Source organism: Streptococcus mitis (genome assembly GCF_023109235.1).
GTDB lineage: Bacteria > Bacillota > Bacilli > Lactobacillales > Streptococcaceae > Streptococcus > Streptococcus mitis_DA.
In genome coordinates, this window is record NZ_JALDUC010000010.1 from 66,603 (window position 1) to 93,322 (window position 26,720).

The 26,720-nt window shown below is 34.8% G+C and carries 23 protein-coding genes and 4 tRNA genes; 19 read left to right on the forward strand and 8 right to left on the reverse strand.

What is annotated here, in order from left to right:
- Positions 1-47: 47 nt before the first annotated feature.
- Complete coding sequence (locus M1F55_RS07210; RefSeq protein ID WP_247947587.1) at positions 48-2,591, forward strand: YfhO family protein; 2,544 nt, start codon at positions 48-50, stop codon at positions 2,589-2,591.
- A 30-nt stretch (positions 2,592-2,621) separates the two neighbouring features.
- Here the strand turns inward: M1F55_RS07210 and M1F55_RS07215 are convergent, their stop codons facing one another.
- Positions 2,622-5,264 carry a YhgE/Pip domain-containing protein gene (locus M1F55_RS07215; RefSeq protein WP_247947588.1) on the reverse strand — a complete coding sequence of 881 codons (2,643 nt, stop codon included), beginning with the start codon at positions 5,262-5,264 and terminating at the stop codon, positions 2,622-2,624.
- Positions 5,265-5,391: 127 nt separating this feature from the next.
- Here M1F55_RS07215 and M1F55_RS07220 point away from each other — a divergent pair, with 127 nt between their 5' ends.
- Positions 5,392-5,934, forward strand: a complete 543-nt coding sequence (locus M1F55_RS07220) for a TetR/AcrR family transcriptional regulator (RefSeq protein WP_247947589.1) — start codon at positions 5,392-5,394, stop codon at positions 5,932-5,934.
- 40 nt (positions 5,935-5,974) lie between these two features.
- Here the strand turns inward: M1F55_RS07220 and M1F55_RS07225 are convergent.
- The 7 genes from M1F55_RS07225 to rlmH form a co-directional block, all read right to left on the reverse strand.
- Positions 5,975-6,048: transfer RNA gene (locus M1F55_RS07225), tRNA-Asn, on the reverse strand.
- A gap of 5 nt (positions 6,049-6,053) precedes the next feature.
- Positions 6,054-6,125 (reverse strand) — tRNA-Glu (locus M1F55_RS07230).
- Positions 6,126-6,176: 51 nt separating this feature from the next.
- Positions 6,177-6,929 carry a competence system response regulator transcription factor ComE gene (gene comE, locus M1F55_RS07235; protein ID WP_000866065.1) on the reverse strand — a complete coding sequence of 251 codons (753 nt, stop codon included), beginning with the start codon at positions 6,927-6,929 and terminating at the stop codon, positions 6,177-6,179.
- Positions 6,926-8,251: a competence system sensor histidine kinase ComD gene (gene comD / locus M1F55_RS07240; RefSeq protein ID WP_004255283.1), complete on the reverse strand. Its 1,326-nt coding sequence runs from the start codon at positions 8,249-8,251 to the stop codon at positions 6,926-6,928. Before comD ends, comE begins: the two co-directional genes overlap by 4 nt.
- Before the next feature lie 20 nt (positions 8,252-8,271).
- Positions 8,272-8,397, reverse strand: a complete 126-nt coding sequence (gene comC / locus M1F55_RS07245; RefSeq protein ID WP_000799684.1) for a competence-stimulating peptide ComC — start codon at positions 8,395-8,397, stop codon at positions 8,272-8,274.
- Positions 8,398-8,560: 163 nt separating this feature from the next.
- Positions 8,561-8,634, reverse strand: a tRNA-Arg gene (locus tag M1F55_RS07250).
- A gap of 43 nt (positions 8,635-8,677) precedes the next feature.
- Positions 8,678-9,157, reverse strand: a complete 480-nt coding sequence (gene rlmH, locus M1F55_RS07255) for a 23S rRNA (pseudouridine(1915)-N(3))-methyltransferase RlmH (protein WP_143952662.1) — start codon at positions 9,155-9,157, stop codon at positions 8,678-8,680.
- Positions 9,158-9,340: 183 nt separating this feature from the next.
- On the opposite strand from rlmH, the gene htrA reads away from it, so the two are divergent.
- From htrA to M1F55_RS07335, 17 genes are all read left to right on the forward strand, one after another.
- A complete protein-coding gene (gene htrA / locus M1F55_RS07260; RefSeq protein WP_247947590.1) occupies positions 9,341-10,522 on the forward strand; it encodes a serine protease HtrA in 1,182 nt (393 codons plus the stop codon).
- Between the two features lie 57 nt (positions 10,523-10,579).
- A complete protein-coding gene (locus M1F55_RS07265) occupies positions 10,580-11,338 on the forward strand; it encodes a ParB/RepB/Spo0J family partition protein (RefSeq protein ID WP_020902614.1) in 759 nt (252 codons plus the stop codon).
- A 213-nt stretch (positions 11,339-11,551) separates the two neighbouring features.
- Complete coding sequence (dnaA, locus tag M1F55_RS07270; RefSeq protein ID WP_247947591.1) at positions 11,552-12,913, forward strand: chromosomal replication initiator protein DnaA; 1,362 nt, start codon at positions 11,552-11,554, stop codon at positions 12,911-12,913.
- A 158-nt stretch (positions 12,914-13,071) separates the two neighbouring features.
- Positions 13,072-14,208, forward strand: coding sequence for a DNA polymerase III subunit beta (dnaN, locus tag M1F55_RS07275; protein WP_176139264.1), 1,137 nt, complete (start codon positions 13,072-13,074; stop codon positions 14,206-14,208).
- Between the two features lie 64 nt (positions 14,209-14,272).
- The gene (locus M1F55_RS07280; protein WP_000285186.1) at positions 14,273-14,467 is read left to right on the forward strand and encodes a DUF951 domain-containing protein; all 195 of its coding nucleotides are present in this window, start codon (positions 14,273-14,275) and stop codon (positions 14,465-14,467) included.
- An 84-nt stretch (positions 14,468-14,551) separates the two neighbouring features.
- Entirely contained in the window at positions 14,552-15,667 is a 1,116-nt protein-coding gene (ychF, locus tag M1F55_RS07285; protein WP_001218713.1) for a redox-regulated ATPase YchF, read from the forward strand.
- A 73-nt stretch (positions 15,668-15,740) separates the two neighbouring features.
- On the forward strand, positions 15,741-16,310 hold the full coding sequence (gene pth, locus M1F55_RS07290; protein ID WP_004255263.1) for an aminoacyl-tRNA hydrolase: 570 nt from the start codon (positions 15,741-15,743) through the stop codon (positions 16,308-16,310).
- Positions 16,311-19,814: a transcription-repair coupling factor gene (gene mfd / locus M1F55_RS07295; RefSeq protein ID WP_229294422.1), complete on the forward strand. Its 3,504-nt coding sequence runs from the start codon at positions 16,311-16,313 to the stop codon at positions 19,812-19,814. It begins immediately after the preceding gene.
- 57 nt (positions 19,815-19,871) lie between these two features.
- Positions 19,872-20,138, forward strand: coding sequence for an RNA-binding S4 domain-containing protein (locus M1F55_RS07300; RefSeq protein WP_001234978.1), 267 nt, complete (start codon positions 19,872-19,874; stop codon positions 20,136-20,138).
- Complete coding sequence (locus M1F55_RS07305) at positions 20,131-20,499, forward strand: septum formation initiator family protein (RefSeq protein ID WP_000041905.1); 369 nt, start codon at positions 20,131-20,133, stop codon at positions 20,497-20,499. The genes M1F55_RS07300 and M1F55_RS07305 overlap by 8 nt, the downstream gene beginning before the upstream one ends.
- Before the next feature lie 4 nt (positions 20,500-20,503).
- On the forward strand, positions 20,504-20,626 hold the full coding sequence (locus M1F55_RS09040) for an SP_0009 family protein (RefSeq protein WP_000429334.1): 123 nt from the start codon (positions 20,504-20,506) through the stop codon (positions 20,624-20,626).
- Positions 20,619-21,887: a serine hydrolase gene (locus M1F55_RS07310; protein WP_004255257.1), complete on the forward strand. Its 1,269-nt coding sequence runs from the start codon at positions 20,619-20,621 to the stop codon at positions 21,885-21,887. The genes M1F55_RS09040 and M1F55_RS07310 overlap by 8 nt, the downstream gene beginning before the upstream one ends.
- Positions 21,884-23,161 carry a tRNA lysidine(34) synthetase TilS gene (gene tilS / locus M1F55_RS07315; protein WP_084926251.1) on the forward strand — a complete coding sequence of 426 codons (1,278 nt, stop codon included), beginning with the start codon at positions 21,884-21,886 and terminating at the stop codon, positions 23,159-23,161. Before M1F55_RS07310 ends, tilS begins: the two co-directional genes overlap by 4 nt.
- Before the next feature lie 5 nt (positions 23,162-23,166).
- The gene (gene hpt, locus M1F55_RS07320; protein WP_000892176.1) at positions 23,167-23,709 is read left to right on the forward strand and encodes a hypoxanthine phosphoribosyltransferase; all 543 of its coding nucleotides are present in this window, start codon (positions 23,167-23,169) and stop codon (positions 23,707-23,709) included.
- Positions 23,710-23,724: 15 nt separating this feature from the next.
- Positions 23,725-25,683, forward strand: a complete 1,959-nt coding sequence (gene ftsH / locus M1F55_RS07325; protein ID WP_247947592.1) for an ATP-dependent zinc metalloprotease FtsH — start codon at positions 23,725-23,727, stop codon at positions 25,681-25,683.
- Between the two features lie 120 nt (positions 25,684-25,803).
- Positions 25,804-26,283, forward strand: coding sequence for a sigma-70 RNA polymerase sigma factor region 4 domain-containing protein (locus M1F55_RS07330; RefSeq protein ID WP_000471939.1), 480 nt, complete (start codon positions 25,804-25,806; stop codon positions 26,281-26,283).
- A gap of 92 nt (positions 26,284-26,375) precedes the next feature.
- Positions 26,376-26,447, forward strand: a tRNA-Glu gene (locus M1F55_RS07335).
- The last annotated feature ends 273 nt before the right edge of the window (positions 26,448-26,720 follow it).

Consider the following 26,720-nt stretch of genomic DNA (forward strand, 5'->3'; position numbering starts at 1 on the left):
CTCAGTTGGGTTAACCAGCTGAGTTTTCTAACATTTTATGAGGTAACATGAAATTATTTTTTAAAACATATTGGACCTATTTTGTTTCTTTCATCATTCCCATAATCATTATGATAGGAGTATATCTATCTCAAGGTATCTACTTGAATAGCGATACATCTCCACTATTAGGCGATGGGTTTCATCAATACGTTATTTTTGATGTAGCCTTACGAAATATCCTACATGGAAATGGTAGTCTGTTTTACACCTTTACAAGTGGCCTTGGATTAAATTTCTATGCCCTATCTAGTTATTACTTGGGAAGTTTCCTTTCACCTCTAGTTTATTTTTTTAATCTGTCGAATATGCCAGATGCTGTCTATCTGACAACTCTCTTAAAATTTGGATTGATTGGTTTGTCAACTTACTTTAGTTTAAATAAATTATTTCAATCGATTCCTAAGCCTTTAAAACTAGCTTTATCTACTTCCTATGCTCTGATGAGTTTCACTGTCAGTCAATTAGAGATAAAAACTTGGCTAGATGTTTTTATATTAATTCCTTTAATTATAACTGGTTTACACCTACTTATAACTGAAAAGAAATTCCTATTGTACTTTACAAGTCTGTCAACCTTGTTTATTCAAAACTATTATTTTGGATATATGACAGCATTGTTTCTTATCTTCTGGTATCTCTGCCAAATTTCTTGGGACTTTAAGACTCGAAAATCATCGGTTCTTGATTTCATAGTCACCTCCTTTTTAGCTGGTATGACTAGTTTGATTCTGACTCTTCCTACTCTATTTGATTTACAGACACATGGGGAAAAATTGACAGAAGTTACAAAGTTTCAAACTGAAAGTAGCTGGTATCTTGATCTCTTTGCCAAGCAATTCATTGGTTCATTTGATACAACAAAGTATGGGGCTATCCCAATGATTTTTGTTGGACTGCTTCCCTTTATTTTAACCATTTTATTTTTTACGATGAAATCTATTAAGTTTCACGTGAAACTTATCTATGCAATCTTCTTTGCATTTCTAATTGCAAGCTTTTATATAGAAGCTCTTGATTTATTTTGGCAAGGCATACATACTCCAAACATGTTTTTACATCGCTATGCTTGGATTTTCTCTACCTTATTAATTTACACAGCAGCGGAAGTCTTAAATCGTCTGAGAGAAATTAAAATCTGGAATTTTTTAGTTTCGCTTTTTCTTATAGTAACAGGATTTTTAGCTACCATCTATCTAAAATCACATTATTCTTTTTTAACAGATTTGAATATTCTGCTTACTCTTGAATTTTTGGTTGTCTATTCGCTTTTACTCCTTGCAGTTATCAAAAAGTTTATCTCTGTCAATCTATTTGCCATTCTAATCTCTTTATTTATAATGGTTGAAATGAGTTTAAATGCTTCATCTCAAATGGACGGAATTGCTAAAGAATGGGGATTTGCTTCTCGAAGTGCTTATAATCGAGATATCCCAGCTATGGAATCTTTTTCAACATATATTGGGAACCAATTTACTCGTACTGAGAAACTAGAAACTCAGACAGGAAATGACAGTATGAAATTCAATTACAATGGAATCTCTCAATTTTCATCTGTTCGAAATCGTTCAGCAAGCTCTACTTTGGATAAACTTGGGTTTAAATCATCTGGGACTAATCTCAATCTCCGTTATGCCAATAATAGCATTTTGGCTGATAGTTTATTTGGCATCCAATATAATATCTCAGAAAGTCCTATTAATAAGTATGGTTTCCAAGTTGTATATCAAAAAGATAATCTTGCCCTATATGAAAATCAATTCTCTCTTCCGATTGCATTTGCTAGTCAATCTGTTTACAATGATGTCAAGTTTAATGAACACACTTTGGATAATCAAACCTCGTTTTTAAATCAACTTGCTAACGTCGATTTTGATTATTTTTCTCCAATCCCTTATGACAAAACAGAAAATACTAATGATTTGATTAGTGTCACAAGTTCTTCAAATGAGGATGCAGCAATCCAGTATCAAATTGAAGTACCAGAAAATAGCCAAGTTTATCTTTCTTTCACTAACCTTCACTTTTCTAATGATAAACAAAAGAAGGTTGACATTCTTGTCAATGGGGAAAAGAAAACTTTTACAACTGATAATGCCTTCTCCTTCTTTAATCTAGGATATACAAAAGAGAAAAAAACTTTCAATATTCATGTTAGTTTCCCTGGAAATTCACAAGTATCATTTGAATCTCCTACCTTCTACCGTTTAGATACCCAAACTTTAACTGAGGCAATTCAAAAAATTAAAGAACAACCAGTAACAGTATCGACTTCTAAAAACAAGGTTTTTGCTACATATGATGTCCAACAAGATACATCTATTTTCTTCACCATTCCTTATGACAAAGGTTGGTCTGCCTACCAAGATGGTAAGAAAATAGAAATTAAACAAGCTCAAACTGGCTTTATGAAAGTTGACGTTCCTAAGGGGAAAAGAACTATTACACTTTCCTTTATTCCCAATGGGTTTATTACTGGAGGAATCTGTTCCTTTACTTCTCTCTTACTATTTGGAATCTATAATCACAGACGAAAGTCATCTAAGGCATAAAAAAATCGACTAGTTAATCGGTCGATTTTTTTAATCTCCTTCCATTTTCTTAGGTTGATAGGCTAGCATACCTAAACCAATAAATAGTACTAATATCACAGCAAGGAAAATAACTTGGTGATGAATATTTCCTGTCATAGAGATTGTTTGTCGTAATCCTGAAACTGAATAACTCATTGGTAACCAAGGATTAATAGCTCTAAAGAAATCATTTGTCAAAGCAAGTGGATAAGTACCGGCACTTGATGCCAACTGTAATAAAAGCAAGATAAGAGAGAAGAAAGCTCCTATACGGCTATTCCACGTTGTTAAAGCAGTCACCATAGACATGAATACTAAACTTGTTAAGATGATGAGAATAAATGTTCTCATTTCATGATTAGCAGTTAACCCAATAAGATGGACTCCTCCATATACCAAAATTCCTGCTAAAACAGCTATAATACCATTTATTTCAGCTCGAGATTTCAACCAAGCCCAGCGGCTCTCCGGATGACGTCCTGAAGGTAACTTCGCAAAGATCATATTCGTTGATATTGCTGCAACAAAGAGAGCAACTGATATCATATAAGGAGCCATTGCAACTCCATTTACAGGAACTTGATCATTGTCTGTTTTGGAAAGACTGAGAGGATTTGATAAAATCTCTGCATTTTTAGATTCCGTAGATGCTGATTTGAGTTGATCACTGGCATTACTCAATCCTTGTCCTAAAGAAGCAAGTCCTGTCTGTAAACCTTCAAAGCCAGAAGTTAACTTTGTTCCACCTTCTGCTAGTTTCCCAGCTCCATCTGCCAATTTATTAGCCCCATTCTCTAATTTAGACGCACCTGAAAGTAACTGACTGGATTTATCAGCTAATTGGCCCGATCCTAACTGCAATTTATCAACTCCTGCCATTAATTCTTGACTCTTTTGATTCAATTGATTGGATCCAGTTGATAATTTTTCAATACCTGATACTAATTCTGGAGTTTTTTCAACTAATTGACCAACTCCTGCTGTCAAGCTAGAAGATTTTTGTGTCAAGGTAGTTGACCCTGAAACTAGTTTATCCAAACTACCTGTCAAGGTAGAATTTTTTTCACTTAGTTGACTTGCGCCTTGAGAAACTTTATCAACACCTGCAGTATATACATTTACACCTGTTGCAATCGACTGACTAGCAGGAACTAATTGGCTAGTAACAGCTCCTTGTATTTCTGTTAATCCACTTGACAATCCTGTCAAAGAAGTAGAAGCAAGCGGTAATACTTGATTAGCTTGATTTTTTAATGTCGAAAGATTAGAAGATTGATTTTGTAAGTTTTCTAAACTTCCCTGTAAACCTTGAGCTAAAGCTACAATGGACTGAGCCGATTGAATACTATCAGTCGAATTTTGAGATACAGAAGCACTTATTTCAGCTTGTTGCTCACTTGTCAAAGATTGATAAGCTGCTGTCGATTGAATATTAGCTAATGTAGTCGCTTTATCAGACTGAGCACTTGCTAACATTTGATTAGAAAGAGATACTATACTTGATAAAACAGAATCTAATTGTTTTGTATCACCAACATCAATATTTTGAATAGCTTGATTTAACTGATTCAGACCAGAAGATAATTGATTAATTTGATTTTTTTGCTCAGACGAAGCCTCTAACTTGCTAGAAAGTTGTTGAATCCCTTCACTTAATTGCTCCACACCCATTCGAAGTGTAGCTGATTGATTAGATAACTGATTAGCACCTGTTGCAAGATTCCCCACTCCATTTGTATAGGCACTAACACCAGATGAAAATTGATTCAGACCAGCATTAAGCTTAGAAACACCGCCAGTATAGGATTCTACACCAGTATATAATTGATTAATTCCCCTCACTAATTCAGGACTTTTAGAAGACAATTGACCTAATCCGCTATCTAATTGACTCACTGCACCAGTATATGTAACTAAACCACTATTAAAATTCCCTAAGCCAAGATGAAGTTGTTCGACACCAGAAACATAAGAGGATAATCCTCTAGTAAACTGCTCCGTTCCATTTGAAAATGTTAAACTTGAATCTGCTAAAGAGTGTAGGTTAGTAGTTAATGTTTGACTTCCTGTCGCTAACTGATTCGCCCCATCAGTTAATTTTTCACTGCCTGAAGCTACTTGATTCATACCATCCTTTAAATCAATCATTTTGTTAAATAAAGCTTTAATATAGGTCTCGGTTACATTGGTAGAAACATTCTGCTTTAATTGTGTCATAGCAGAATCACTCATCTTGCTTGCAATAAAGCTATGACCACTTGAAGTCTGATAATCGATTTGCATTTGCTCTGGGTGATCCGTTAAAATAGAAGTGGCCTTTTCAGATAGATCACTTGGTAAAGTCACTACCATATAGTAATCGCCATTTTCTAAGCCCTTCTTACCTTCCTCTTCATCTACAAAATGAAAATCCAAGGTTTTATTTTCTTTTAAATTGGACACCATGTCTTTCCCTATAGACATAGTGTTACCATTATAGGAAGCCTCTTTATCATTATTGACAACTGCCACAGGCAAATCAGATAATTTCCCATATGGATCCCACATTGAGGACAAAAATATGATATTGTACAGAGCTGGAATAAGAGAAATTCCTATCATGACAATAATAAAGGTTGGTTTTTTAAAAATTGCTTTCCATTCTTTAAACATAGTTTCTCCTTTTTTAAACATATTGTCTAAAATTTTGATATAATAGATTATACATTAAAAAATCTAAATTACAAGATAAAAAATCCATTTTTAGACATATAGTCTAATTTGTTTATAAGGAGGAAATATGCAAGAAAGTAACAAACGCTTAAAAACAAAGCGAACTATTGAAAATGCTATGGTACAATTACTGATGGAACAGCCGTTTGATCAAATTTCTACTGTCAAGTTAGCAGAAAAAGCCGGAATTAGTCGTTCCAGCTTATATACTCACTATAAGGATAAGTATGATATGATTGAGCACTATCAAAGCAAGCTATTTCATACATTTGAATATATTTTTCAAAAACATGCTCATCACAAAAAAGATGCTATTTTAGAAGTCTTTGAATATCTAGAGTCAGAACCACTTCTGGCTGCCCTTCTTTCTGAAAATGGGACTAAAGAAATCCAAAATTTCTTACGAAATAAACTTCATATCATGCTCAGTACGGATTTACAAAAACGCTTTATGCAACTGAATCTCAATACCACTGAATTAGAATATAGTAGCATCTATCTAACTCATGCACTTTTTGGTGTCTGCCAAACTTGGATTGCACATGGAAAAAAAGAAAGTCCTCAAGAAATAACAGACTTCCTTATGAAGATGCTTGGTGATATAAATTGATACAAAAAGAGGAACACAGTTGTGTTCCCTTTTATCTATACTCCGCCAGTAGGACTCGAACCTACGACATCATGATTAACAGTCATGCGCTACTACCAACTGAGCTATGGCGGATAAAATAGTCCGTACGGGATTCGAACCCGTGTTACCGCCGTGAAAAGGCGGTGTCTTAACCCCTTGACCAACGGACCTTCTATCTGTAGCAGATATAACCATTATATCAATTTCTTACTAATTGTCAATCACTTTTGAGATTTTTTCTCTAAAATATCTTTCAATTTTCTAATTTTTAACCTTGAAATAGGACAACGATGGTCTTCATAGAAAACAATTTCTAGGTTTTTTCGATCAATTTCTCTGATATTGCCTATATTTACCAAAAATGACTTATGAGGAGAATAAAATCGTTGGGTATGTTTATCCTTTTCCTGAATATCTGTCATTGTTCCATAGAACTCTTTTGCAAAATTCTTACCAATAATGCGCAATTTATGAGAGACACCTGTCGTTTCAATATACAAAATATCATGGTAAGGGATTTTTAAATCATTTCCCTTGTAATTGTAGTCAAAATAATCTACCACATCTTCATTTTCAAGTAGCATACTCTTCGTGTAGAAGATATTTTGCTCAATTCTCTTCTTAAACATCTCATCATTGATATCCTTATCAACAAAATCTAGGGCTGATACCTGGTATTTATAGGTTAGAGTCGCAAACTCTGATCGACTGGTGATAAAGACGATAATAGCGTAAGGATTGTAATGACGAATGAGCTGAGCAACCTCAAATCCTTTTTTCTCAATTCCATGAATATCGATATCTAGGAAATAAAGCTGATTTACTTCATCATTTTCAATGTATTCTTCAAATTCACGGACTTTTCCTGTTGTCTTGTATGATATTGGAATATTCGATTCTTTCGAAATTTCATCCAATATTCTCTCTAGTCTCACTTGATGTTCAATAACATCCTCTAAAATTAAAACTTTCATTCAAATTCCCTCTTAAATCTAATAATTTGTCTAAATGTACTGCCTTCCATCTCTGTTTCTAAAATAATATTGTTGTACTTATCTAGTAGTTCTTTCACATTATTTAATCCTACTCCGCGATTTCTTCCCTTAGTGGAGAATCCTAAGGCAAATAGATCTTCTGAAGGAGTCATCGTCATTTTACATGAATTCTGAATCACAATAACTGTTTCAGTTTCCATCTTAATAACTGCTACCTCCATTTGTTTTTTATAGCTATCAGCCGATCCTTCGACAGCATTATTCAATAAAACACTCATGATACGAACCAAATCCAATAGTTCAATTGGGAGCTTGGTAATCGTATCTTTTACTTCCAGTGTAAACTCTACACCATTATTTCGAGCATAGACAATTGACTGAGCAACCAAACTTCGTAAAGCTGAATCTTCTATGTTGTTCAAATCAAAGTAAGTGTACTTATCTGAACGCAGTTTGTGATTTGCTTTGACCAAAACTTCATTGTAAACTCTGTCAATTTCCTGTAAATCACCACTGTCAATTGCCATCTGCATACTGACAAGCATACCAGCATAGTCATGTCGAAAACCACGGATTTCATTATACAGTCCGACAATTTCATCTGTATAATTCTGTAAATGTTTCTGTTCAAATTTCTTCTGCTTCAAAGCAATCTCTTTCTCCATTTGTTCTTTATGAGAATTCATTGCAAAGAAGGTCAAAAGTAGAGAGATAAAAACAATAGATGACAAAATACTTCCAAAACTATTCAAATGTTTAACCGTACTTACCATATCTGAAACGAAAGATGCAGTATGGAGCAGTATTAAAGCAAAAAATACTTTTTTCAAGAAGGGATAAAGGTAGTCCTTATCAAAATAGTTTAGTTCTAAGTGGAAATAATGAATGATTTTTAAGATAACAACATAAGTCAGCACTGTTACAACAAAAAAGAATGGGGCATGATATTGTGAAACAAAATTGTCTCCTGTTATAGAGGAAAAAGTTACGGACAGAAAGTTATGAGTGCTCTCATATAAAAGAGATAGTAGTAAACTTAGGAATAGTCCTCTATCCCTCTCATACTGTTTAATCCATCGAAAATAGGAATATAAGCCCAAAGGAAATAAAAATGTTGCAATCCCTAACCCATCTAAATTTAGAAGATATAAGGGAAAATCAAGTGCTATTGCTGTTAGTAATGTATAAGCACCAAAAACGTATAGTTCTCTTCTATTTACTTGACCTTTACAAATTAAGTGGTAACTGTAACTAATAATTAAAAAATAAACAATAACTGTCCCAAATTCAAGCAAATTCATTACTCTTTCTCCTTATTTCATTACTGTTTTATTTGGAAAATAAAATCACGGAGTAATCTTGACAGTCTACTTTCCCCACCTTTAATCTCCTGCAAGTCTTTTTCCTTCAAGGCTACAAACTGTTCCAATTTAACTGTGTTTTTCATAATAAAATCTCCTCAATGTTTTTTCTTGTAAGCTAACTTACAAAAACTATTATACAAAATGGAATTTCGTTTTATATAAAATTCTCTCAACTGTCATTTTTTTCTCCCCAAGTGTACTTTTTTAAGAAAAAAGCCGGGAAAATTCCCAGCTTTGCTACTATATTGATCCCAGCAGGATTCGAACCTGCGACCGTTCGCTTAGAAGGCGAATGCTCTATCCAGCTGAGCTATGAGACCTAATACATCTATTCTACCAAAAATCTAATTGAAAGTCAATTTTCTATTTATGATAGGGTGATCCCTGCTGAATCGTAAAAGCCCGATAGATTTGTTCAACAAGTACTAGTCTCATTAACTGATGGGGCAAGGTTAAGCGGCCAAAACTAACAGAAAGATTGGCTCTCTTTTTTACACCCTGTGATAACCCCAGACTCCCTCCAATAATAAAGGTAAGAGTAGAAAATCCTTTTATAGAAGCTTCTTCTAACTGCTTACTAAATTCTTCTGAAGAGAAAGTTTTCCCTTCAATAGCTAACGCAATAACAAAATCACGGTCACCAACTTTTGATAAAATTCTCTGACCTTCTATTTCTAAAATCTTTTGATTTTCTAACTCACTGGCCCTATCTGGTGTTTTTTCATCTGCTAGCTCAATCATTTCAAGCTTAGCAAATCGAGAAATTCGTTTTGAATACTCTGCGATACCATCTTTTAAATACTTTTCTTTCAGTTTCCCGACTGTTACAACTTTAATTTTCATGACTCTATTCTAACATATTCTCTCTTTTTTCACATCTTATTCACAAAATAAAAGGTTAATTTTAGCCGAGAAAACCACAGATTTTTGAAAGTTATCCACAATCTGTGAAAAACTTTTATGTTTAAGTTATAATTAAGCTAGTCAGTTTATACTTTCATTAATTTAAAACATATGGAGGCAAATATGAAACATCTAAAAACATTTTACAAAAAATGGTTTCAATTATTAGTCGTTATCGTCATTAGCTTTATTAGTGGAGCCTTGGGTAGTTTTTCAATAACTCAACTCACTCAAAAAAGTGGGGTAAACAACTCTAACAACAATAGCACTATTACACAGACTGCTTATAAGAACGAAAATTCAACAACTCAGGCTGTTAACAAAGTAAAAGATGCTGTTGTTTCTGTTATTACTTATTCGGCAAACAGACAAAATAGCGTATTTGGCAATGATGATACTGACACAGATTCTCAGCAAATCTCTAGTGAAGGATCTGGGGTTATTTATAAAAAGAATGACAAAGAAGCTTATATTGTCACCAACAATCACGTTATAAATGGCGCCAGCAAAATAGATATTCGTTTGTCAGATGGAACTAAAGTACCCGGAGAAATTGTCGGAGCGGACACTTTCTCTGATATTGCTGTCGTCAAAATCTCTTCAGAAAAAGTGACAACAGTAGCTGAATTTGGTGATTCTAGTAAGTTAACCGTAGGAGAAACTGCCATTGCTATTGGTAGCCCATTGGGTTCTGAATATGCAAATACTGTCACTCAGGGTATTGTATCTAGTCTTAATCGAAATGTGTCCTTAAAATCTGAAGATGGACAAGCCATTTCTACAAAAGCCATCCAAACTGATACTGCTATTAACCCAGGTAACTCTGGTGGCCCACTAATCAATATTCAAGGACAGGTTATCGGAATTACCTCAAGTAAAATTGCCACAAATGGAGGAACATCTGTAGAAGGTCTTGGTTTTGCAATCCCTGCAAATGATGCTATCAATATTATTGAACAGTTGGAAAAGAACGGAAAAGTTACTCGTCCAGCTTTGGGAATTCAAATGGTCAATCTCTCAAATATTAATACAAGTGATATTAGAAGACTGAATATTCCAAGCAATGTAACATCTGGTGTAGTTGTTCGTTCTGTGCAAAGTAATATGCCTGCCAATGGTCACCTTGAAAAATACGATGTTATTACAAAAGTAGATGACAAGGAAATTGCTTCATCAACAGACTTACAAAGTGCTCTTTACAATCATTCTATCGGAGATACCATTAAAATAACTTACTATCGTAACGGTAAAGAAGAAACTACATCTATTAAACTTGACAAGAGTTCAGGTGATTTAGAATCTTAATTGACATCTATGTAAAGAAAGCTTTACATAAGATAAAAGATGTGTTAGTGTAGAATCATGGAAAAATTTGAAATGATTTCTATCACAGATATACAGAAAAATCCCTATCAACCTCGAAAAGAATTTGATGGAGAAAAACTACATGAACTAGCACAGTCTATCAAAGAAAATGGGGTCATTCAACCGATTATTGTTCGTCAATCTCCTGTTATTGGTTATGAAATCCTTGCAGGAGAGAGACGCTATCGGGCTTCACTTTTAGCTGGTCTAAGGTATATCCCAGCTGTTGTTAAGCAGCTTTCAGATCAAGAGATGATGATCCAATCTATCATTGAAAATTTACAGAGAGAAAATTTAAATCCAATAGAAGAAGCACGCGCCTATGAATCTCTTGTAGAGAAAGGATTTACCCATGCTGAAATTGCAGATAAAATGGGCAAGTCTCGTCCTTATATCAGCAACTCTATTCGCTTGCTGTCCTTGCCAGAACAGATCCTTTCAGAAGTAGAAAATGGCCAACTATCACAAGCCCATGCGCGTTCGCTAGTTGGGTTGAATAAGGAACAACAAGACTATTTCTTTCAACGAATTATAGAAGAAGACATTTCTGTAAGGAAGTTAGAAGCTCTTCTGACAGAGAAAAAACAAAAGAAACTGCAAAAAAATGATTATTTCATACAAAATGAAGAAGAACAGTTAAAAAAAATACTCGGATTAGATGTAGAAATCAAACTGTCTAAAAAAGATAGTGGAAAAATCATTATTGCTTTCTCAAACCAAGAAGAATACAGTAGAATTATCAACAGCCTGAAATAAGGCTGTTCTTTTATTTTTTTATCTCACAAGGTTATCCACTATTTTTTTCAAAAAAAAAGCTTCATAAATCAATAGTTTCTGATTTTATCCCCAACCTGTGGATAAAACTTGATAACATTGTGGATTATTTTTCACAGCTTGTGGAAAATTCTTGCTATCTATGGTAAAATAAATCTAGCATTAAACTTTTAAATAGTAAAGGAGGAGAAAGGATTGAAAGAAAAACAATTTTGGAATCGTATCTTAGAATTTGCTCAAGAAAGACTGACTCGATCCATGTATGATTTCTATGCTATTCAAGCTGAACTCATTAAGGTAGAGGAAAATGTTGCCACTATATTTTTACCACGATCTGAAATGGAAATGGTCTGGGAAAAACAGCTAAAAGATATTATTGTAGTTGCTGGATTTGAAATTTATGACGCTGAAATAACTCCCCACTATATTTTCATCAAACCTCAAGATACGACTATCTCACAAGTTGAAGAAGCTCCAAATTCAACTCTTTATGACTATAGTCCAAAGTTAGCATCTATTCCTTATTCGGATACTGGATTAAAAGAAAAGTATACCTTTGATAATTTTATTCAAGGAGATGGAAATGTCTGGGCAGTATCAGCAGCTTTGGCTGTCTCTGAAGATTTGGCCTTAACCTATAATCCTCTTTTTATCTATGGAGGACCTGGGCTTGGTAAGACTCACCTGTTAAACGCTATTGGAAATGAAATTCTAAAAAATATTCCAAATGCGCGTGTCAAATACATACCTGCTGAAAGCTTTATTAATGACTTTCTTGATCACCTAAGACTTGGGGAAATGGAAAAATTTAAAAAAACCTATCGTAGTCTTGATCTTTTGTTAATCGATGATATCCAGTCACTCAGCGGAAAAAAAGTCGCAACTCAGGAAGAATTTTTCAATACCTTTAACGCCCTTCATGACAAGCAAAAACAGATTGTCCTAACGAGTGATCGAAGTCCAAAACATCTAGAAGGGCTCGAGGAGAGGCTTGTCACGCGCTTTAGTTGGGGCTTGACGCAAAACATCACACCACCTGACTTTGAGACACGTATTGCCATTTTACAAAGTAAAACAGAGCATTTAGACTACCATTTCCAAAGTGATACCCTAGAATACCTAGCTGGTCAATTTGATTCAAACGTCCGAGAACTTGAAGGAGCAATCAACGACATCACTTTAATTGCCCGAGTGAAGAAGATTAAGGATATCACTATCGATATCGCTGCAGAGGCTATTAGGGCACGTAAACAAGATGTTAACCAAATGCTCGTTATCCCAATTGATAAAATCCAAAATGAAGTTGGTAACTTTTATGGTGTCAGTGTCAAAGAAATGAAGGGAAGTAGACGCCTTCAAAATATTGTATTAGCCCGTCAAGTAGCCATGTATTTATCTAGAGAACTAACAGATAATAGTCTTCCAAAAATTGGGAAGGAATTTGGTGGTAAAGATCACACAACAGTCATTCATGCCCATGCCAAAATTAAATCTTTGATTGATGAAGACGATAATTTACGTTTAGAAATTGAATCAATCAAAAAGAAAATTAAATAACCTGTGGATAACTTTCGCTTTTTTATCTTTTTTATCCACATTTTTTAAACAATCCAAAAAACTTGGTATGCCTTACTTTTAGTCTGTTTTCCACAGATTTCACAGACTCTATTATTACTATTATCCTTCTAATACTAAAAATAAATAAAGGAGAATCCATGATTCATTTTTCAATTAATAAAAATTTATTTCTACAAGCATTAAATATCACTAAGAGAGCTATTAGTTCTAAAAATGCCATTCCTATTTTATCAACAGTAAAAATTGACGTGACCAACGAAGGTGTTACTTTAATTGGTTCAAATGGTCAAATTTCAATTGAAAATTTTATTTCTCAAAAAAATGAAGATGCTGGGCTATTGATTACTTCTTTAGGTTCTATCCTTCTTGAAGCTTCTTTCTTTATCAATGTGGTATCTAGTCTACCTGATGTGACTCTTGATTTTAAAGAAATTGAACAAAATCAAATTGTTTTAACCAGTGGCAAATCAGAAATTACCCTCAAAGGAAAAGATAGCGAACAATATCCACGAATCCAAGAAATTTCAGCAAGCACTCCTTTGGTTCTTGAAACAAAATTACTCAAGAAAATTATCAATGAAACAGCTTTTGCTGCAAGTACACAAGAAAGTCGTCCAATTTTAACAGGTGTTCATTTTGTATTGAGCCAACACAAAGAGTTAAAAACAGTTGCAACAGACTCTCATCGTCTAAGCCAGAAAAAATTGACTCTTGAAAAAAATAGTGATGATTTTGATGTCGTGATTCCTAGCCGTTCTCTACGCGAATTTTCAGCAGTATTTACAGACGATATTGAAACTGTAGAGATTTTCTTTGCCAACAATCAAATCCTCTTTAGAAGCGAAAATATTAGCTTCTATACTCGTTTGTTAGAAGGTAACTATCCTGATACAGATCGCTTGATTCCGACAGACTTTAACACTACTATTACTTTTGATGTGGTAAACTTACGTCAGTCAATGGAGCGTGCTCGCCTTTTATCAAGTGCGACTCAAAATGGTACTGTGAAGCTTGAAATTAAAGGTGGTATTGTTAGCGCCCATGTTCATTCTCCAGAAGTTGGTAAAGTAAACGAAGAAATCGATACTGATCAGGTGACTGGTGAAGATTTGACTATTAGTTTCAACCCAACTTACTTGATTGATTCTCTTAAGGCTTTAAATAGCGAAAAGGTGACCATTAGCTTTATCTCAGCTGTTCGTCCATTTACTCTTGTGCCAGCAGACACTGATGAAGACTTCATGCAGCTCATTACACCAGTTCGTACAAATTAAGTGAAAGAGGTTGAGCCTGGCTCGCCTCTTTTATGATATAATCGAAAAAGAAAAGGAGAGTAGTATGTATCAAGTTGGAAATTTTGTTGAAATGAAAAAACCACATGCTTGCACCATCAAGTCAACAGGTAAAAAGGCCAATCGTTGGGAAATTACACGTGTAGGAGCAGATATCAAAATTAAATGTAGCAATTGTGACCATGTTGTCATGATGGGGCGCTATGATTTTGATCGAAAAATGAATAAAATTATTGACTGAAACCCCTCAGTTAGAGGGTTAGCAAGTTTTCCCTTTTTGTGTTATAATATTAGGGATTGAAATAAAAACGGAGAATGAGAAAATATGGCTTTAACAGCAGGTATCGTTGGTTTGCCAAACGTTGGTAAATCAACACTATTTAATGCAATTACAAAAGCAGGAGCAGAGGCTGCAAACTATCCATTTGCGACGATTGATCCAAACGTTGGAATGGTTGAGGTTCCAGATGAACGCCTACAAAAATTGACTGAAATGATCACTCCTAAAAAGACAGTTCCAACAACATTTGAATTTACAGATATCGCAGGAATTGTAAAAGGAGCTTCAAAAGGAGAAGGGCTAGGGAATAAATTCTTGGCTAATATCCGTGAAGTAGACGCGATTGTTCACGTAGTTCGTGCTTTTGATGATGAAAATGTGATGCGCGAGCAAGGACGTGAAGACGCCTTTGTAGATCCACTTGCAGATATTGATACTATTAACCTGGAGTTGATTCTTGCTGACTTAGAATCAGTTAATAAGCGTTATGCGCGTGTAGAAAAGATGGCACGTACGCAAAAAGATAAAGAATCAGTAGCTGAGTTTAATGTTCTTCAAAAGATTAAACCAGTCCTAGAAGATGGAAAATCAGCTCGAACTATTGAATTTACAGATGAAGAACAAAAAGTTGTCAAAGGTCTCTTCCTTTTGACGACTAAACCAGTGCTCTATGTTGCCAATGTGGATGAGGATGTTGTTTCAGAACCTGACTCTATCGACTATGTTAAACAAATTCGTGAATTCGCAGCGACAGAAAATGCTGAAGTAGTCGTTATTTCTGCGCGTGCTGAGGAAGAAATTTCTGAGTTAGACGAAGAAGATAAGCAAGAGTTTCTTGAAGCACTTGGTTTGACAGAGTCAGGCGTTGACAAGTTGACTCGTGCAGCTTACCACTTACTTGGATTGGGAACTTACTTCACAGCTGGTGAAAAAGAAGTTCGCGCTTGGACCTTTAAACGTGGTATGAAGGCTCCTCAAGCAGCTGGTATTATCCACTCAGACTTTGAAAAAGGATTTATTCGTGCAGTAACTATGTCATATGAGGATCTAGTGAAATACGGATCTGAAAAGGCTGTAAAAGAAGCTGGACGCTTGCGTGAAGAAGGAAAAGAATATATTGTTCAAGATGGCGATATTATGGAATTCCGCTTTAATGTCTAAAAAAAATTAATGAATAGTGTCAATTAGGTTGGAAAAAAATTCCAACCCTTTTGGCTTTTGAAAGGAAAAATAAATGACCAAATTACTTGTAGGATTAGGAAATCCAGGGGATAAATATTTTGAAACAAAACACAATGTTGGTTTTATGTTGATTGACCAACTAGCGAAGAAACAGAATGTCACTTTTACACATGATAAAATATTTCAAGCTGACCTAGCATCCTTTTTCCTAAATGGAGAAAAAATTTATCTTGTCAAACCAACGACATTTATGAATGAAAGTGGAAAAGCGGTTCATGCTTTATTAACTTATTATGGTTTGGATATTGAAGATTTACTCATCATTTACGATGACCTTGACATGGAAGTTGGAAAGATTCGCTTAAGAGCAAAGGGATCCGCAGGTGGTCATAATGGTATCAAGTCTATTATTCAACATATTGGAACCCAGACATTTAATCGTGTTAAGATTGGAATCGGAAGACCTAAAAATGGAATGTCAGTTGTTAACCATGTTTTGAGTAAGTTTGACAAGGATGATTATATTGGTATTTTACAGTCTATTGACAAAGTTGACGATTCTGTAAACTACTATTTACAAGAGAAAAACTTTGAAAAAACGATGCAGAGGTATAACGGATAAATGGTGGCCTTATTAGATTTATTCTCAGAAAATGATCAGATAAAAAAATGGCATCAAAAACTGACAGATAAGAAAAGACAATTAATGTTAGGATTGTCAACTTCTACAAAAGCTTTAGCAATTGCTAGTAGTTTGAGACAGGAAGATAAGATTGTGTTATTGACGTCAACTTATGGAGGAGCAGAAGGACTTGTTAGTGATCTTATATCTGTCTTGGGTGAGGAACTTATCTATCCATTTTTGGTAGATGACTCCCCTATGGTCGAGTTTTTGATGTCTTCACAAGAAAAAATCATTTCACGGGTTGAAGCCTTGCGTTTTTTGACTGATTCATCTAAGAAAGGGATTTTAGTTTGTAATATCGCAGCAAGTCGATTGATTTTACCGTCTCCCAATATATTTAAAGATAGTATTGTAAAAATAACAGTTGGTGAAGAATATGACCAACACGCACTTATCCATCAGTTAAAAGAGATAGGCTATCGAAAAGTTACACAAGTACAAACTCAGGGAGAGTTTAGTATACGAGGAGATATTTTAGATATTTTTGAAATATCCCAGTTAGAACCTTGCCGAATTGAGTTTTTTGGTGATGAAATTGATGGTATTAGGTTATTTGAAGTCGAAACACAATTATCGAAAGAAAATCAGACAGAACTCACTATCTTTCCAGCTAGTGATATGCTTTTGAGAGAAAAGGATTATCAACGAGGACAGTCAGCTTTAGAAAAACAAATTTCAAAAACGTTATCACCGATTTTGAAATCCTATCTAGAAGAAATTCTTTCAAGTTTTCACCAAAAACAAATACATTCAGATTCACGGAAGTTTTTATCTTTGTGCTATGAAAAGACATGGACTGTCTTTGACTATATTGAAAAAGATACCCCAGTATTCTTTGATGATTATCAGAAATTGATGAATCAGTATGAAGTCTTTGAAAGGGAGTTAGCACAATACTTTACAGAAGAATTACAGAACAGTAAAGCATTTTCTGAGATGCAGTATTTTGCAGATACAGAGCAAATCTATAAAAAGCAGAGTCCGGTTACCTTTTTCTCTAATCTGCAAAAGGGGTTAGGCAATCTCAAGTTTGACCAAATTTATCAATTTAATCAATATCCTATGCAGGAGTTTTTCAATCAATTTTCTTTTCTAAAAGAAGAAATTGAGCGATACAAAAAAATGGATTATACTATTATCCTGCAGTCTAGCAATTCAATGGGAAGTAAAACATTGGAGGATGTTTTAGAGGAATACCAGATTAAATTGGATTCTAGAGATAAGTCAAGTGTTTGTAAAGAATCTGTAAACTTAATTGAGGGTAATCTCAGACATGGTTTTCATTTTGTAGATGAAAAGGTTTTATTGATAACTGAACATGAGATTTTTCAAAAGAAATTGAAACGTCGTTTTCGAAGACAACATGTTTCAAACGCAGAGAGATTAAAAGATTACAATGAACTTGAAAAAGGAGATTACGTTGTTCACCATATCCATGGAATTGGTCAATATCTAGGGATTGAAACAATTGAAATCAAAGGGATTCACCGTGATTATGTCAGTGTTCAATACCAAAACGGGGATCAAATCTCTATCCCAGTGGAACAGATTCATCTACTTTCCAAATACGTTTCAAGTGACGGTAAAGCTCCTAAACTCAATAAATTAAATGACGGTCATTTCAAAAAAGCCAAGCAAAAAGTTAAGAACCAGGTAGAGGATATAGCTGACGATTTAATCAAACTTTATTCTGAGCGCAGCCAGTTGAAGGGTTTTGCTTTCTCAGCTGATGATGAGGATCAACATGCTTTTGATGATGCCTTCCCTTATGTTGAAACGGATGATCAACTTCGTAGTGTTGAGGAAATCAAGAGAGATATGCAGGCTTCTCAACCAATGGATCGACTTTTAGTTGGGGATGTTGGTTTTGGAAAGACTGAAGTTGCTATGCGTGCAGCCTTTAAGGCAGTCAATGATCACAAACAGGTTGTCGTTCTAGTTCCGACGACGGTTTTAGCGCAACAGCACTATACGAATTTTAAGGAACGATTCCAAAATTTTGCAGTTAATATTGATGTGTTGAGTCGCTTTAGAAGTAAAAAAGAGCAGACTGAAACACTTGAAAAATTGAAAAAGGGTCAAGTTGATATTCTGATTGGAACACATCGTGTTTTGTCAAAAGATGTTGTGTTTGCTGATTTGGGCTTAATGATTATTGATGAGGAGCAGCGATTTGGTGTCAAGCATAAGGAAACCTTGAAAGAACTGAAAAAACAAGTAGATGTTCTGACCTTGACAGCAACGCCAATTCCTCGTACCCTTCACATGTCTATGCTGGGAATCAGAGATTTGTCTGTTATTGAAACTCCGCCGACTAATCGTTATCCTGTTCAGACCTATGTTTTGGAAAAGAATGATAGTGTGATTCGTGATGCTGTCTTACGTGAAATGGACCGTGGAGGTCAAGTTTACTATCTTTACAATAAAGTTGACACAATTGATCAGAAGGTTTCAGAATTACAGGAGTTGATTCCAGAGGCTTCAATTGGGTATGTTCATGGGCAAATGAGTGAGATTCAGTTAGAAAATACTCTACTAGATTTCATTGAAGGTCAGTATGATATCTTGGTGACAACTACCATTATTGAGACAGGGGTGGACATTCCAAATGCCAATACTTTATTTATTGAAAATGCGGACCATATGGGCTTGTCAACCTTGTATCAGTTAAGAGGAAGAGTTGGTCGTAGTAATCGTATTGCTTATGCTTATCTCATGTATCGTCCGGAAAAATCAATCAGTGAAGTATCTGAAAAGAGATTAGAAGCAATCAAAGGATTTACAGAATTGGGCTCCGGATTTAAGATTGCAATGCGAGATCTTTCGATTCGCGGAGCAGGAAATCTTTTAGGGAAATCCCAGTCTGGTTTCATTGATTCTGTTGGTTTTGAATTGTATTCGCAATTATTGGAGGAAGCTATTGCTAAACGACATGGTAATGGGAACACAAGAACCAAAGGGAATGCTGAGTTGATTTTACAAATTGATGCCTATCTTCCTGATACCTATATTTCTGATCAACGACATAAGATTGAAATTTACAAGAAAATTCGTCAAATTGACAACCGTGCCAACTATGAAGAGTTACAAGAAGAGTTGATGGACCGCTTTGGAGAGTACCCAGACGTGGTAGCCTATCTTTTAGAGATTGGTTTGGTTAAGTCTTATCTTGACAAGGTCTTTGTTCAACGTGTGGAAAGAAAAGATAATAAGATTACAGTACAATTTGAAAAAGTCACTCAGCGATTGTTTTTGGCTCAAGATTATTTTAAATCTTTATCTGCAACGAATTTAAAAGCAGCCATAACTGAGAATAAGGGATTAATGGAAGTTGTATTTGACATCCGAAACAAGAAGGACTATGAAATTTTAGAAGGTCTGCTCATTTTTGGAGAAAGTTTATTAGAGATAAAAGAATCAAAGGAAGCAATTTCCCTTTAACATTTTTCTTCTATAAAAGGGATAAAAATGGTACAATAATAATTTGAGGTAATAAAAATGAGATTAGACAAATATTTAAAAGTATCAAGAATTATCAAGCGTCGTACAGTCGCAAAAGAAGTAGCAGATAAAGGTAGAATCAAGGTAAATGGAATCTTGGCAAAAAGTTCAACGGATTTGAAAGTTAATGACCAAGTTGAAATTCGATTTGGAAATAAGTTGCTACTTGTAAAAGTACTGGAGATGAAAGATAGTACAAAAAAAGAAGATGCAGCAGGCATGTATGAAATTATCAGTGAAACACGGGTAGAAGAAAATGTCTAAAAATATCGTACAATTGAATAATTCTTTTATTCAAAATGAACACCAACGTCGTCGCTATCTGATGAAAGAACGACAAAAACGTAATCGTTTCATGGGTTGGGTTCTTATTTTGATGATTTTATTGTTCATTTTACCAACTTATAATCTTGCTCAAAGTTATCACCAATTACTCCAAAGACGTCAACAGTTATCAGACTTGCAAACTCAGTATCAAACCTTAAGTGAGGAAAAGGAGAAAGAGACAGCTTTTGCTACAAAGTTGAAAGATGAAGATTACGCTGCTAAATACATGCGTGCAAAATATTATTATTCTAAGAATCGGGAAGCTGTTTATACGATTCCTGACTTGCTCCCAAGGTGATAAAATGGAAAATTTATTAGATGTAATAGAGCAATTTTTGAGTCTATCGGATGAAAAACTAGAAGAGTTGGCTGATAAAAATCAATTATTGCGTTTACAAGAAGAAAAGGAAAGGAAGAATGCGTAAGTTCTTAATTATTTTGTTGCTACCGAGTTTTTTGACTATTTCAAAAGTCGTTAGCACAGAAAAAGAAGTCGTCTATACTTCGAAAGAAATTTATTACCTTTCACAATCTGACTTTGGTATTTATTTTAGAGAAAAATTAAGTTCTCCCATGGTTTATGGAGAGGTTCCTGTTTATGCGAATGAAGATTTAGTAGTGGAATCTGGAAAATTGACTCCCCAAACAAGTTTTCAAATAACCGAGTGGCACTTAAATAAACAAGGAATTCCGGTATTTAAGCTATCAAATCATCAATTTATAGCTGCGGACAAACGATTTTTATATGATCAATCAGAGGTAACTCCAACAATAAAAAAAGTATGGTTAGAATCTGATTTTAAACTGTACAATAGTCCTTATGACTTAAAAGAAGTGAAATCATCCTTATCAGCTTATTCGCAAGTATCAATTGATAAGACCATGTTTGTAGAAGGAAGAGAATTTCTACATATTGATCAGGCTGGATGGGTAGCTAAAGAATCAACTTCTGAAGAAGATAATCGGATGAGTAAAGTCCAAGAAATGTTATCGGAAAAATATCAGAAGGATTCATTTTCTATTTATGTTAAGCAACTGACTACTGGAAAAGAAGCTGGTATCAATCAAGATGAAAAGATGTATGCGGCTAGTGTTTTGAAACTCCCTTATCTTTATTATACGCAAGAAAAAATAAATGAAGGTCTTTATCAGTTAGATACGACTGTAAAATACATATCTGCAGTCAATGATTTTCCAGGTTCCTATAAACCAGAAGGAAGTGGTAGTCTTCCTAAAAAAGAGGATAATAAAGAGTATTCTCTAAAGGATTTAATTACGAAAGTATCAAAAGAATCTGATAATGTAGCTCATAATCTATTGGGATATTACATTTCAAACCAATCTGATGCCACATTCAAATCCAAGATGTCTGCTATTATGGGAGATGATTGGGATTCCAAAGAAAAATTGATTTCTTCTAAGATGGCTGGGAAGGTTATGGAGGCAATTTATAATCAAAATGGATTTGTATTGGAGTCTTTGACTAAAACAGATTTTGATAATGAGAGAATTGCCAAAGGTGTTTCTGTTAAAGTAGCTCATAAAATTGGAGATGCGGATGAATTTAAGCATGATACAGGTGTTGTCTATGCAGATTCTCCATTTATTCTTTCTATTTTCACTAAAAATTCTGATTATGATACGATTTCTAAGATAGCCAAAGATGTTTATGAGGTTCTAAAATGAGGGAACAAGATTTTTTAAATCATTTTCTCAAGAAGGGATATTTCAAAAAGCATGCTAAGGTGGTTCTAGCTCTTTCTGGTGGATTAGATTCTATGTTTCTATTTAAGGTGTTATCTACGTATCAAAAAGAGTTAGAAATTGAATTGATTCTAGCTCATGTGAATCATAAGCAGAGAGTAGAATCAGATTGGGAAGAACAGGAATTAAGGAAGTTAGCTGCTGAAGCAGAGCTTCCTATTTATATCAGCAATTTTTCAGGAGAATTTTCAGAAGCACGTGCTCGACATTTTCGTTATGATTTTTTTCAAGAGGTCATGAAAAAGACAGGTGCGACAGCTTTAGTCACTGCCCACCATGCTGATGATCAGGTGGAAACGATTTTAATGCGCTTGATTCGAGGAACTCGTTTGCGCTATCTATCAGGAATTAAGGAGAAGCAAGTAGTCGGAGAGATAGAAATCATTCGTCCCTTCTTGCATTTTCAGAAAAAAGACTTTCCACCAATTTTTCACTTTGAAGATACATCAAATCAGGAAAATCATTATTTTCGCAATCGTATTCGAAATTCTTATTTACCAGAATTAGAAAAAGAAAATCCTAGATTTAGAGATGCAATCTTAAGCATCGGCAATGAAATTTTAGATTATGACCTAGCTATAGCTGAATTATCAAAGAATATTGATGTGGAAAATTTACAACAGTTATTTTCTTATTCTGAGTCAACACAAAGAGTTTTACTTCAAACTTATCTGAATAGTTTTCCAGATTTGAATCTTACAAAAGCTCAGTTTGAAGAAGTTAGACAAATTTTAAAAACTAAAAGCCAGTATCGTCATCCGCTTAAAAATGGTTATGAATTAGTAAAAGAGTATCAACAGTTTCGGATTTGTAAAATCAGTCCTCAGTCTGATGAAAAGGAAGATGAACTTGTGTTACACTATCAAAATCAGGTATCTTATCAAGGATATTTATTTTCCTTTGGACTTCCTTTAGATGGTGAATTAATTCAGCAGGTACCTGTTTCACGGGAAACATCAATACACATTCGTCATCGAAAAACAGGAGATTTTTTGATTCAAAATGGGCATAGAAAAAAACTCAGACGTCTATTTATTGATTTGAAAATCCCTATGGAAAAGCGAAAATCAGCTCTGATTATTGAGCAATTTGGTGAAATTGTCTCAATTTTGGGAATTGCGACCAGTAATTTGAGTAAAAACACGAAAAATGATATAATGAACACTGTACTTTATATAGAAAAAATAGATAGGTAAAAAAAATGTTAGAAAACGATATTAAAAAAATCCTCGTTTCACACGATGAAATTACAGAAGCTGCTAAAAAATTAGGTGCCCAACTCACTAAAGACTATGCAGGAAAAAATCCAATCTTAGTTGGGATTTTAAAAGGATCTATTCCTTTTATGGCTGAATTAGTCAAACATATCGACACACATATTGAAATGGACTTCATGATGGTTTCTAGCTATCATGGTGGAACAGCAAGTAGCGGTGTCATCAATATCAAGCAAGATGTAACTCAAGACATCAAAGGAAGACATGTTTTATTTGTAGAAGATATCATTGATACAGGTCAAACTTTGAAGAATTTGCGAGATATGTTTATTGCAAGAGAAGCAGCTTCTGTTAACATTGCAACCTTGTTGGATAAACCAGAAGGACGTGTTGTAGAAATTGAGGCTGACTATACCTGCTTTACTATCCCAAATGAGTTTGTAGTAGGTTATGGTTTAGACTACAAAGAAAATTATCGTAACCTTCCTTATGTTGGAGTATTGAAAGAAGAAGTGTATTCAAATTAGAAAGAACAATTTTTAATGAAAAAACAAAATAATGGTTTAATTAAAAATCCTTTTCTATGGTTATTACTTATTTTTTTCCTAGTTACAGCTTACCAGTATTTTAGTACAGGTAGTGTTGCAGGGAAAAGTGAGCAAATTAATTATACAGAATTGGTAAAAGAAATTACCGATGACAATGTAAAAGAATTGACTTACCAACCAAATGGCAGTGTTATCGAGGTTTCAGGTGTTTATAAAAATCCTAAAACAAGTAAAGAAGAAACAGGCATTCAGTTCTTTTCTCCTTCTGCTACAACAGTAGAGAAATTTTCAAGTATTATTCTTCCTTCAGATACTACAGTATCAGAATTGCAAAAGCTTGCTTCTGACCATAAAGCGGAAGTAACTATTAAGCATGAAAGTTCGAGTGGTATGTGGATTAATATTCTTGTATCCATTGTACCATTCGGTATTCTATTCTTCTTCCTATTCTCTATGATGGGAAATATGGGAGGAAATAATAGCCGTAACCCGATGAGTTTTGGACGTAGTAAGGCTAAAGCTGCAAATAAAGAAGATATTAAAGTAAGATTTTCAGATGTTGCTGGAGCTGAGGAAGAAAAACAAGAACTAGTTGAAGTTGTTGAATTTTTAAAAGATCCAAAACGATTTACAAAACTTGGAGCCCGTATTCCAGCAGGTGTTCTTTTGGAGGGACCTCCGGGAACAGGTAAAACTTTGCTTGCTAAAGCAGTCGCCGGAGAAGCAGGTGTACCATTCTTTAGTATTTCAGGTTCTGACTTTGTAGAAATGTTTGTCGGAGTTGGAGCTAGTCGTGTTCGTTCTCTTTTTGAAGATGCCAAAAAAGCAGCACCAGCTATTATCTTTATCGATGAAATTGATGCTGTTGGACGTCAACGTGGAGTTGGTCTTGGCGGAGGAAATGACGAACGTGAACAAACCTTGAACCAACTTTTGATTGAGATGGATGGTTTTGAGGGAAATGAAGGGATTATCGTTATCGCTGCGACAAACCGTTCAGATGTACTTGATCCTGCCCTTTTACGTCCAGGACGTTTTGATAGAAAAGTATTGGTTGGCCGTCCTGATGTTAAAGGTCGCGAAGCAATCTTGAAAGTTCATGCTAAGAACAAGCCTTTAGCGGAAAATGTTGATTTGAAATTAGTTGCCCAACAAACTCCAGGTTTTGTTGGTGCTGATTTAGAGAATGTATTGAATGAAGCTGCTTTAGTCGCTGCTCGTCGCAATAAATCGATAATTGATGCTTCAGATATTGATGAAGCAGAAGATAGAGTTATTGCTGGACCTTCTAAGAAAGATAAGACAGTTTCACAAAAAGAACGTGAATTGGTTGCCTATCATGAGGCAGGACATACCATTGTTGGTCTAGTCTTGTCGAATGCTCGTGTTGTTCATAAAGTTACTATCGTACCACGCGGCCGTGCAGGTGGTTATATGATTGCACTTCCTAAAGAGGATCAAATGCTTCTATCTAAAGAAGATATGAAAGAGCAATTGGCTGGTTTAATGGGTGGACGTGTAGCCGAAGAAATTATCTTTAATGTCCAAACTACAGGAGCTTCAAATGACTTTGAACAGGCGACACAAATGGCGCGTGCAATGGTTACAGAGTACGGTATGAGTGAAAAACTAGGTCCAGTTCAATATGAGGGCAATCATGCTATGTTTGGTGCACAGAGCCCTCAAAAATCAATCTCAGAACAAACAGCTTATGAAATTGACGAAGAGGTTCGTTCATTATTGAATGAAGCACGAAATAAAGCTGCTGAAATTATTCAGTCAAATCGTGAAACTCACAAGTTGATTGCAGAAGCATTATTGAAATACGAAACATTGGATAGTACACAAATTAAAGCTCTTTACGAAACAGGAAAGATGCCTGAAACCGTAGAAGAGGAATCTCATGCATTATCTTATGATGAAGTAAAGTCAAAAATGAATGATGAAATATAACCCTGAGAGAGGCGTGACCTCTCTTTTTTGTGCAGTTGAGACGGTAAAGGAGACAGAATAGGCGAAATGGTCCCAATTAAGTTCTTGATTTGTTAGACTGTATCTAGAAAGGGGAACGTTATGTTTAAAGAATTATATGAAGAAGTCCAGGGGATTGTATATAAGTGTAGAAATGAATATCATCTCCATTTATGGGAGCTATCAGATTGGGACCAAGAGGGAATGATTTGCTTACATGAATTGATTAGTAGAGAAGAAGGAATAGTAGAAGATATCCCACGCTTACGTAAATACTTCAAAACTAAATTCCGTAATCGGATCCTAGACTATATCCGTAAGCAGGAAAGCCAGAAGCGTAGATATGATAAAGAACCCTATGAAGAAGTAGGTGAGATTAGTCATCGTATCAGTGAGGGAGGTATGTGGCTAGATGAGTATTATCTCTTTCATGAGACACTAAGAGATTATAGAAACAAACAAAGTAAAGACAAACAAGAAGAGTTAGAACGCGTCTTAAGACATGAACGCTTCCGAGGGCGTCAAAGAGTATTGAGAGACTTACGTATTGTGTTTAAGGAGTTTGATATCCGTACTCATTAGGGAGTCATACAAAAAAACATAAAAAGTTTAAAAAAGTTGTTGACAAGTCAGAAAAAGTCTGTATAATAGTAAGAGTTGAAAATAACAGCTCAGGTCCGTTGGTCAAGGGGTTAAGACACCGCCTTTTCACGGCGGTAACACGGGTTCGAATCCCGTACGGACTATGGTATGTTGCGGATGGCACACTTGATGAAAAAAAGTTTCAAAAAAGTTTCAAAAAAGTGTTGACAAGCGAAAGCGACTGTGATATACTAATATAGTTATCACTCGAGAGAAGCGAGTGACAAAGACCTTTGAAAACTGAACAAGACGAACCAATGTGCAGGGCACTACAACTAAGGTTGTAGTACTGAACAATGAAAAAAACAATAAATCTGTCAGTGACAGAAATGAGTGAGAACTCAAACTTTTAATGAGAGTTTGATCCTGGCTCAGGA

Coding starts and splice junctions, on each gene's coding strand:
- M1F55_RS07210 (WP_247947587.1), top strand. CDS start 48: ATGAAATTATTTTTTAAAACATATTGGACCTATTTTGTTTCTTTCATC.
- M1F55_RS07215 (WP_247947588.1), bottom strand. CDS start 5,264: ATGTTTAAAGAATGGAAAGCAATTTTTAAAAAACCAACCTTTATTATT.
- M1F55_RS07220 (WP_247947589.1), top strand. CDS start 5,392: ATGCAAGAAAGTAACAAACGCTTAAAAACAAAGCGAACTATTGAAAAT.
- comE (WP_000866065.1), bottom strand. CDS start 6,929: ATGAAAGTTTTAATTTTAGAGGATGTTATTGAACATCAAGTGAGACTA.
- comD (WP_004255283.1), bottom strand. CDS start 8,251: ATGAATTTGCTTGAATTTGGGACAGTTATTGTTTATTTTTTAATTATT.
- comC (WP_000799684.1), bottom strand. CDS start 8,397: ATGAAAAACACAGTTAAATTGGAACAGTTTGTAGCCTTGAAGGAAAAA.
- rlmH (WP_143952662.1), bottom strand. CDS start 9,157: ATGAAAATTAAAGTTGTAACAGTCGGGAAACTGAAAGAAAAGTATTTA.
- htrA (WP_247947590.1), top strand. CDS start 9,341: ATGAAACATCTAAAAACATTTTACAAAAAATGGTTTCAATTATTAGTC.
- M1F55_RS07265 (WP_020902614.1), top strand. CDS start 10,580: ATGGAAAAATTTGAAATGATTTCTATCACAGATATACAGAAAAATCCC.
- dnaN (WP_176139264.1), top strand. CDS start 13,072: ATGATTCATTTTTCAATTAATAAAAATTTATTTCTACAAGCATTAAAT.
- M1F55_RS07280 (WP_000285186.1), top strand. CDS start 14,273: ATGTATCAAGTTGGAAATTTTGTTGAAATGAAAAAACCACATGCTTGC.
- ychF (WP_001218713.1), top strand. CDS start 14,552: ATGGCTTTAACAGCAGGTATCGTTGGTTTGCCAAACGTTGGTAAATCA.
- pth (WP_004255263.1), top strand. CDS start 15,741: ATGACCAAATTACTTGTAGGATTAGGAAATCCAGGGGATAAATATTTT.
- mfd (WP_229294422.1), top strand. CDS start 16,311: ATGGTGGCCTTATTAGATTTATTCTCAGAAAATGATCAGATAAAAAAA.
- M1F55_RS07300 (WP_001234978.1), top strand. CDS start 19,872: ATGAGATTAGACAAATATTTAAAAGTATCAAGAATTATCAAGCGTCGT.
- M1F55_RS07305 (WP_000041905.1), top strand. CDS start 20,131: ATGTCTAAAAATATCGTACAATTGAATAATTCTTTTATTCAAAATGAA.
- M1F55_RS09040 (WP_000429334.1), top strand. CDS start 20,504: ATGGAAAATTTATTAGATGTAATAGAGCAATTTTTGAGTCTATCGGAT.
- M1F55_RS07310 (WP_004255257.1), top strand. CDS start 20,619: ATGCGTAAGTTCTTAATTATTTTGTTGCTACCGAGTTTTTTGACTATT.
- tilS (WP_084926251.1), top strand. CDS start 21,884: ATGAGGGAACAAGATTTTTTAAATCATTTTCTCAAGAAGGGATATTTC.
- hpt (WP_000892176.1), top strand. CDS start 23,167: ATGTTAGAAAACGATATTAAAAAAATCCTCGTTTCACACGATGAAATT.
- ftsH (WP_247947592.1), top strand. CDS start 23,725: ATGAAAAAACAAAATAATGGTTTAATTAAAAATCCTTTTCTATGGTTA.
- M1F55_RS07330 (WP_000471939.1), top strand. CDS start 25,804: ATGTTTAAAGAATTATATGAAGAAGTCCAGGGGATTGTATATAAGTGT.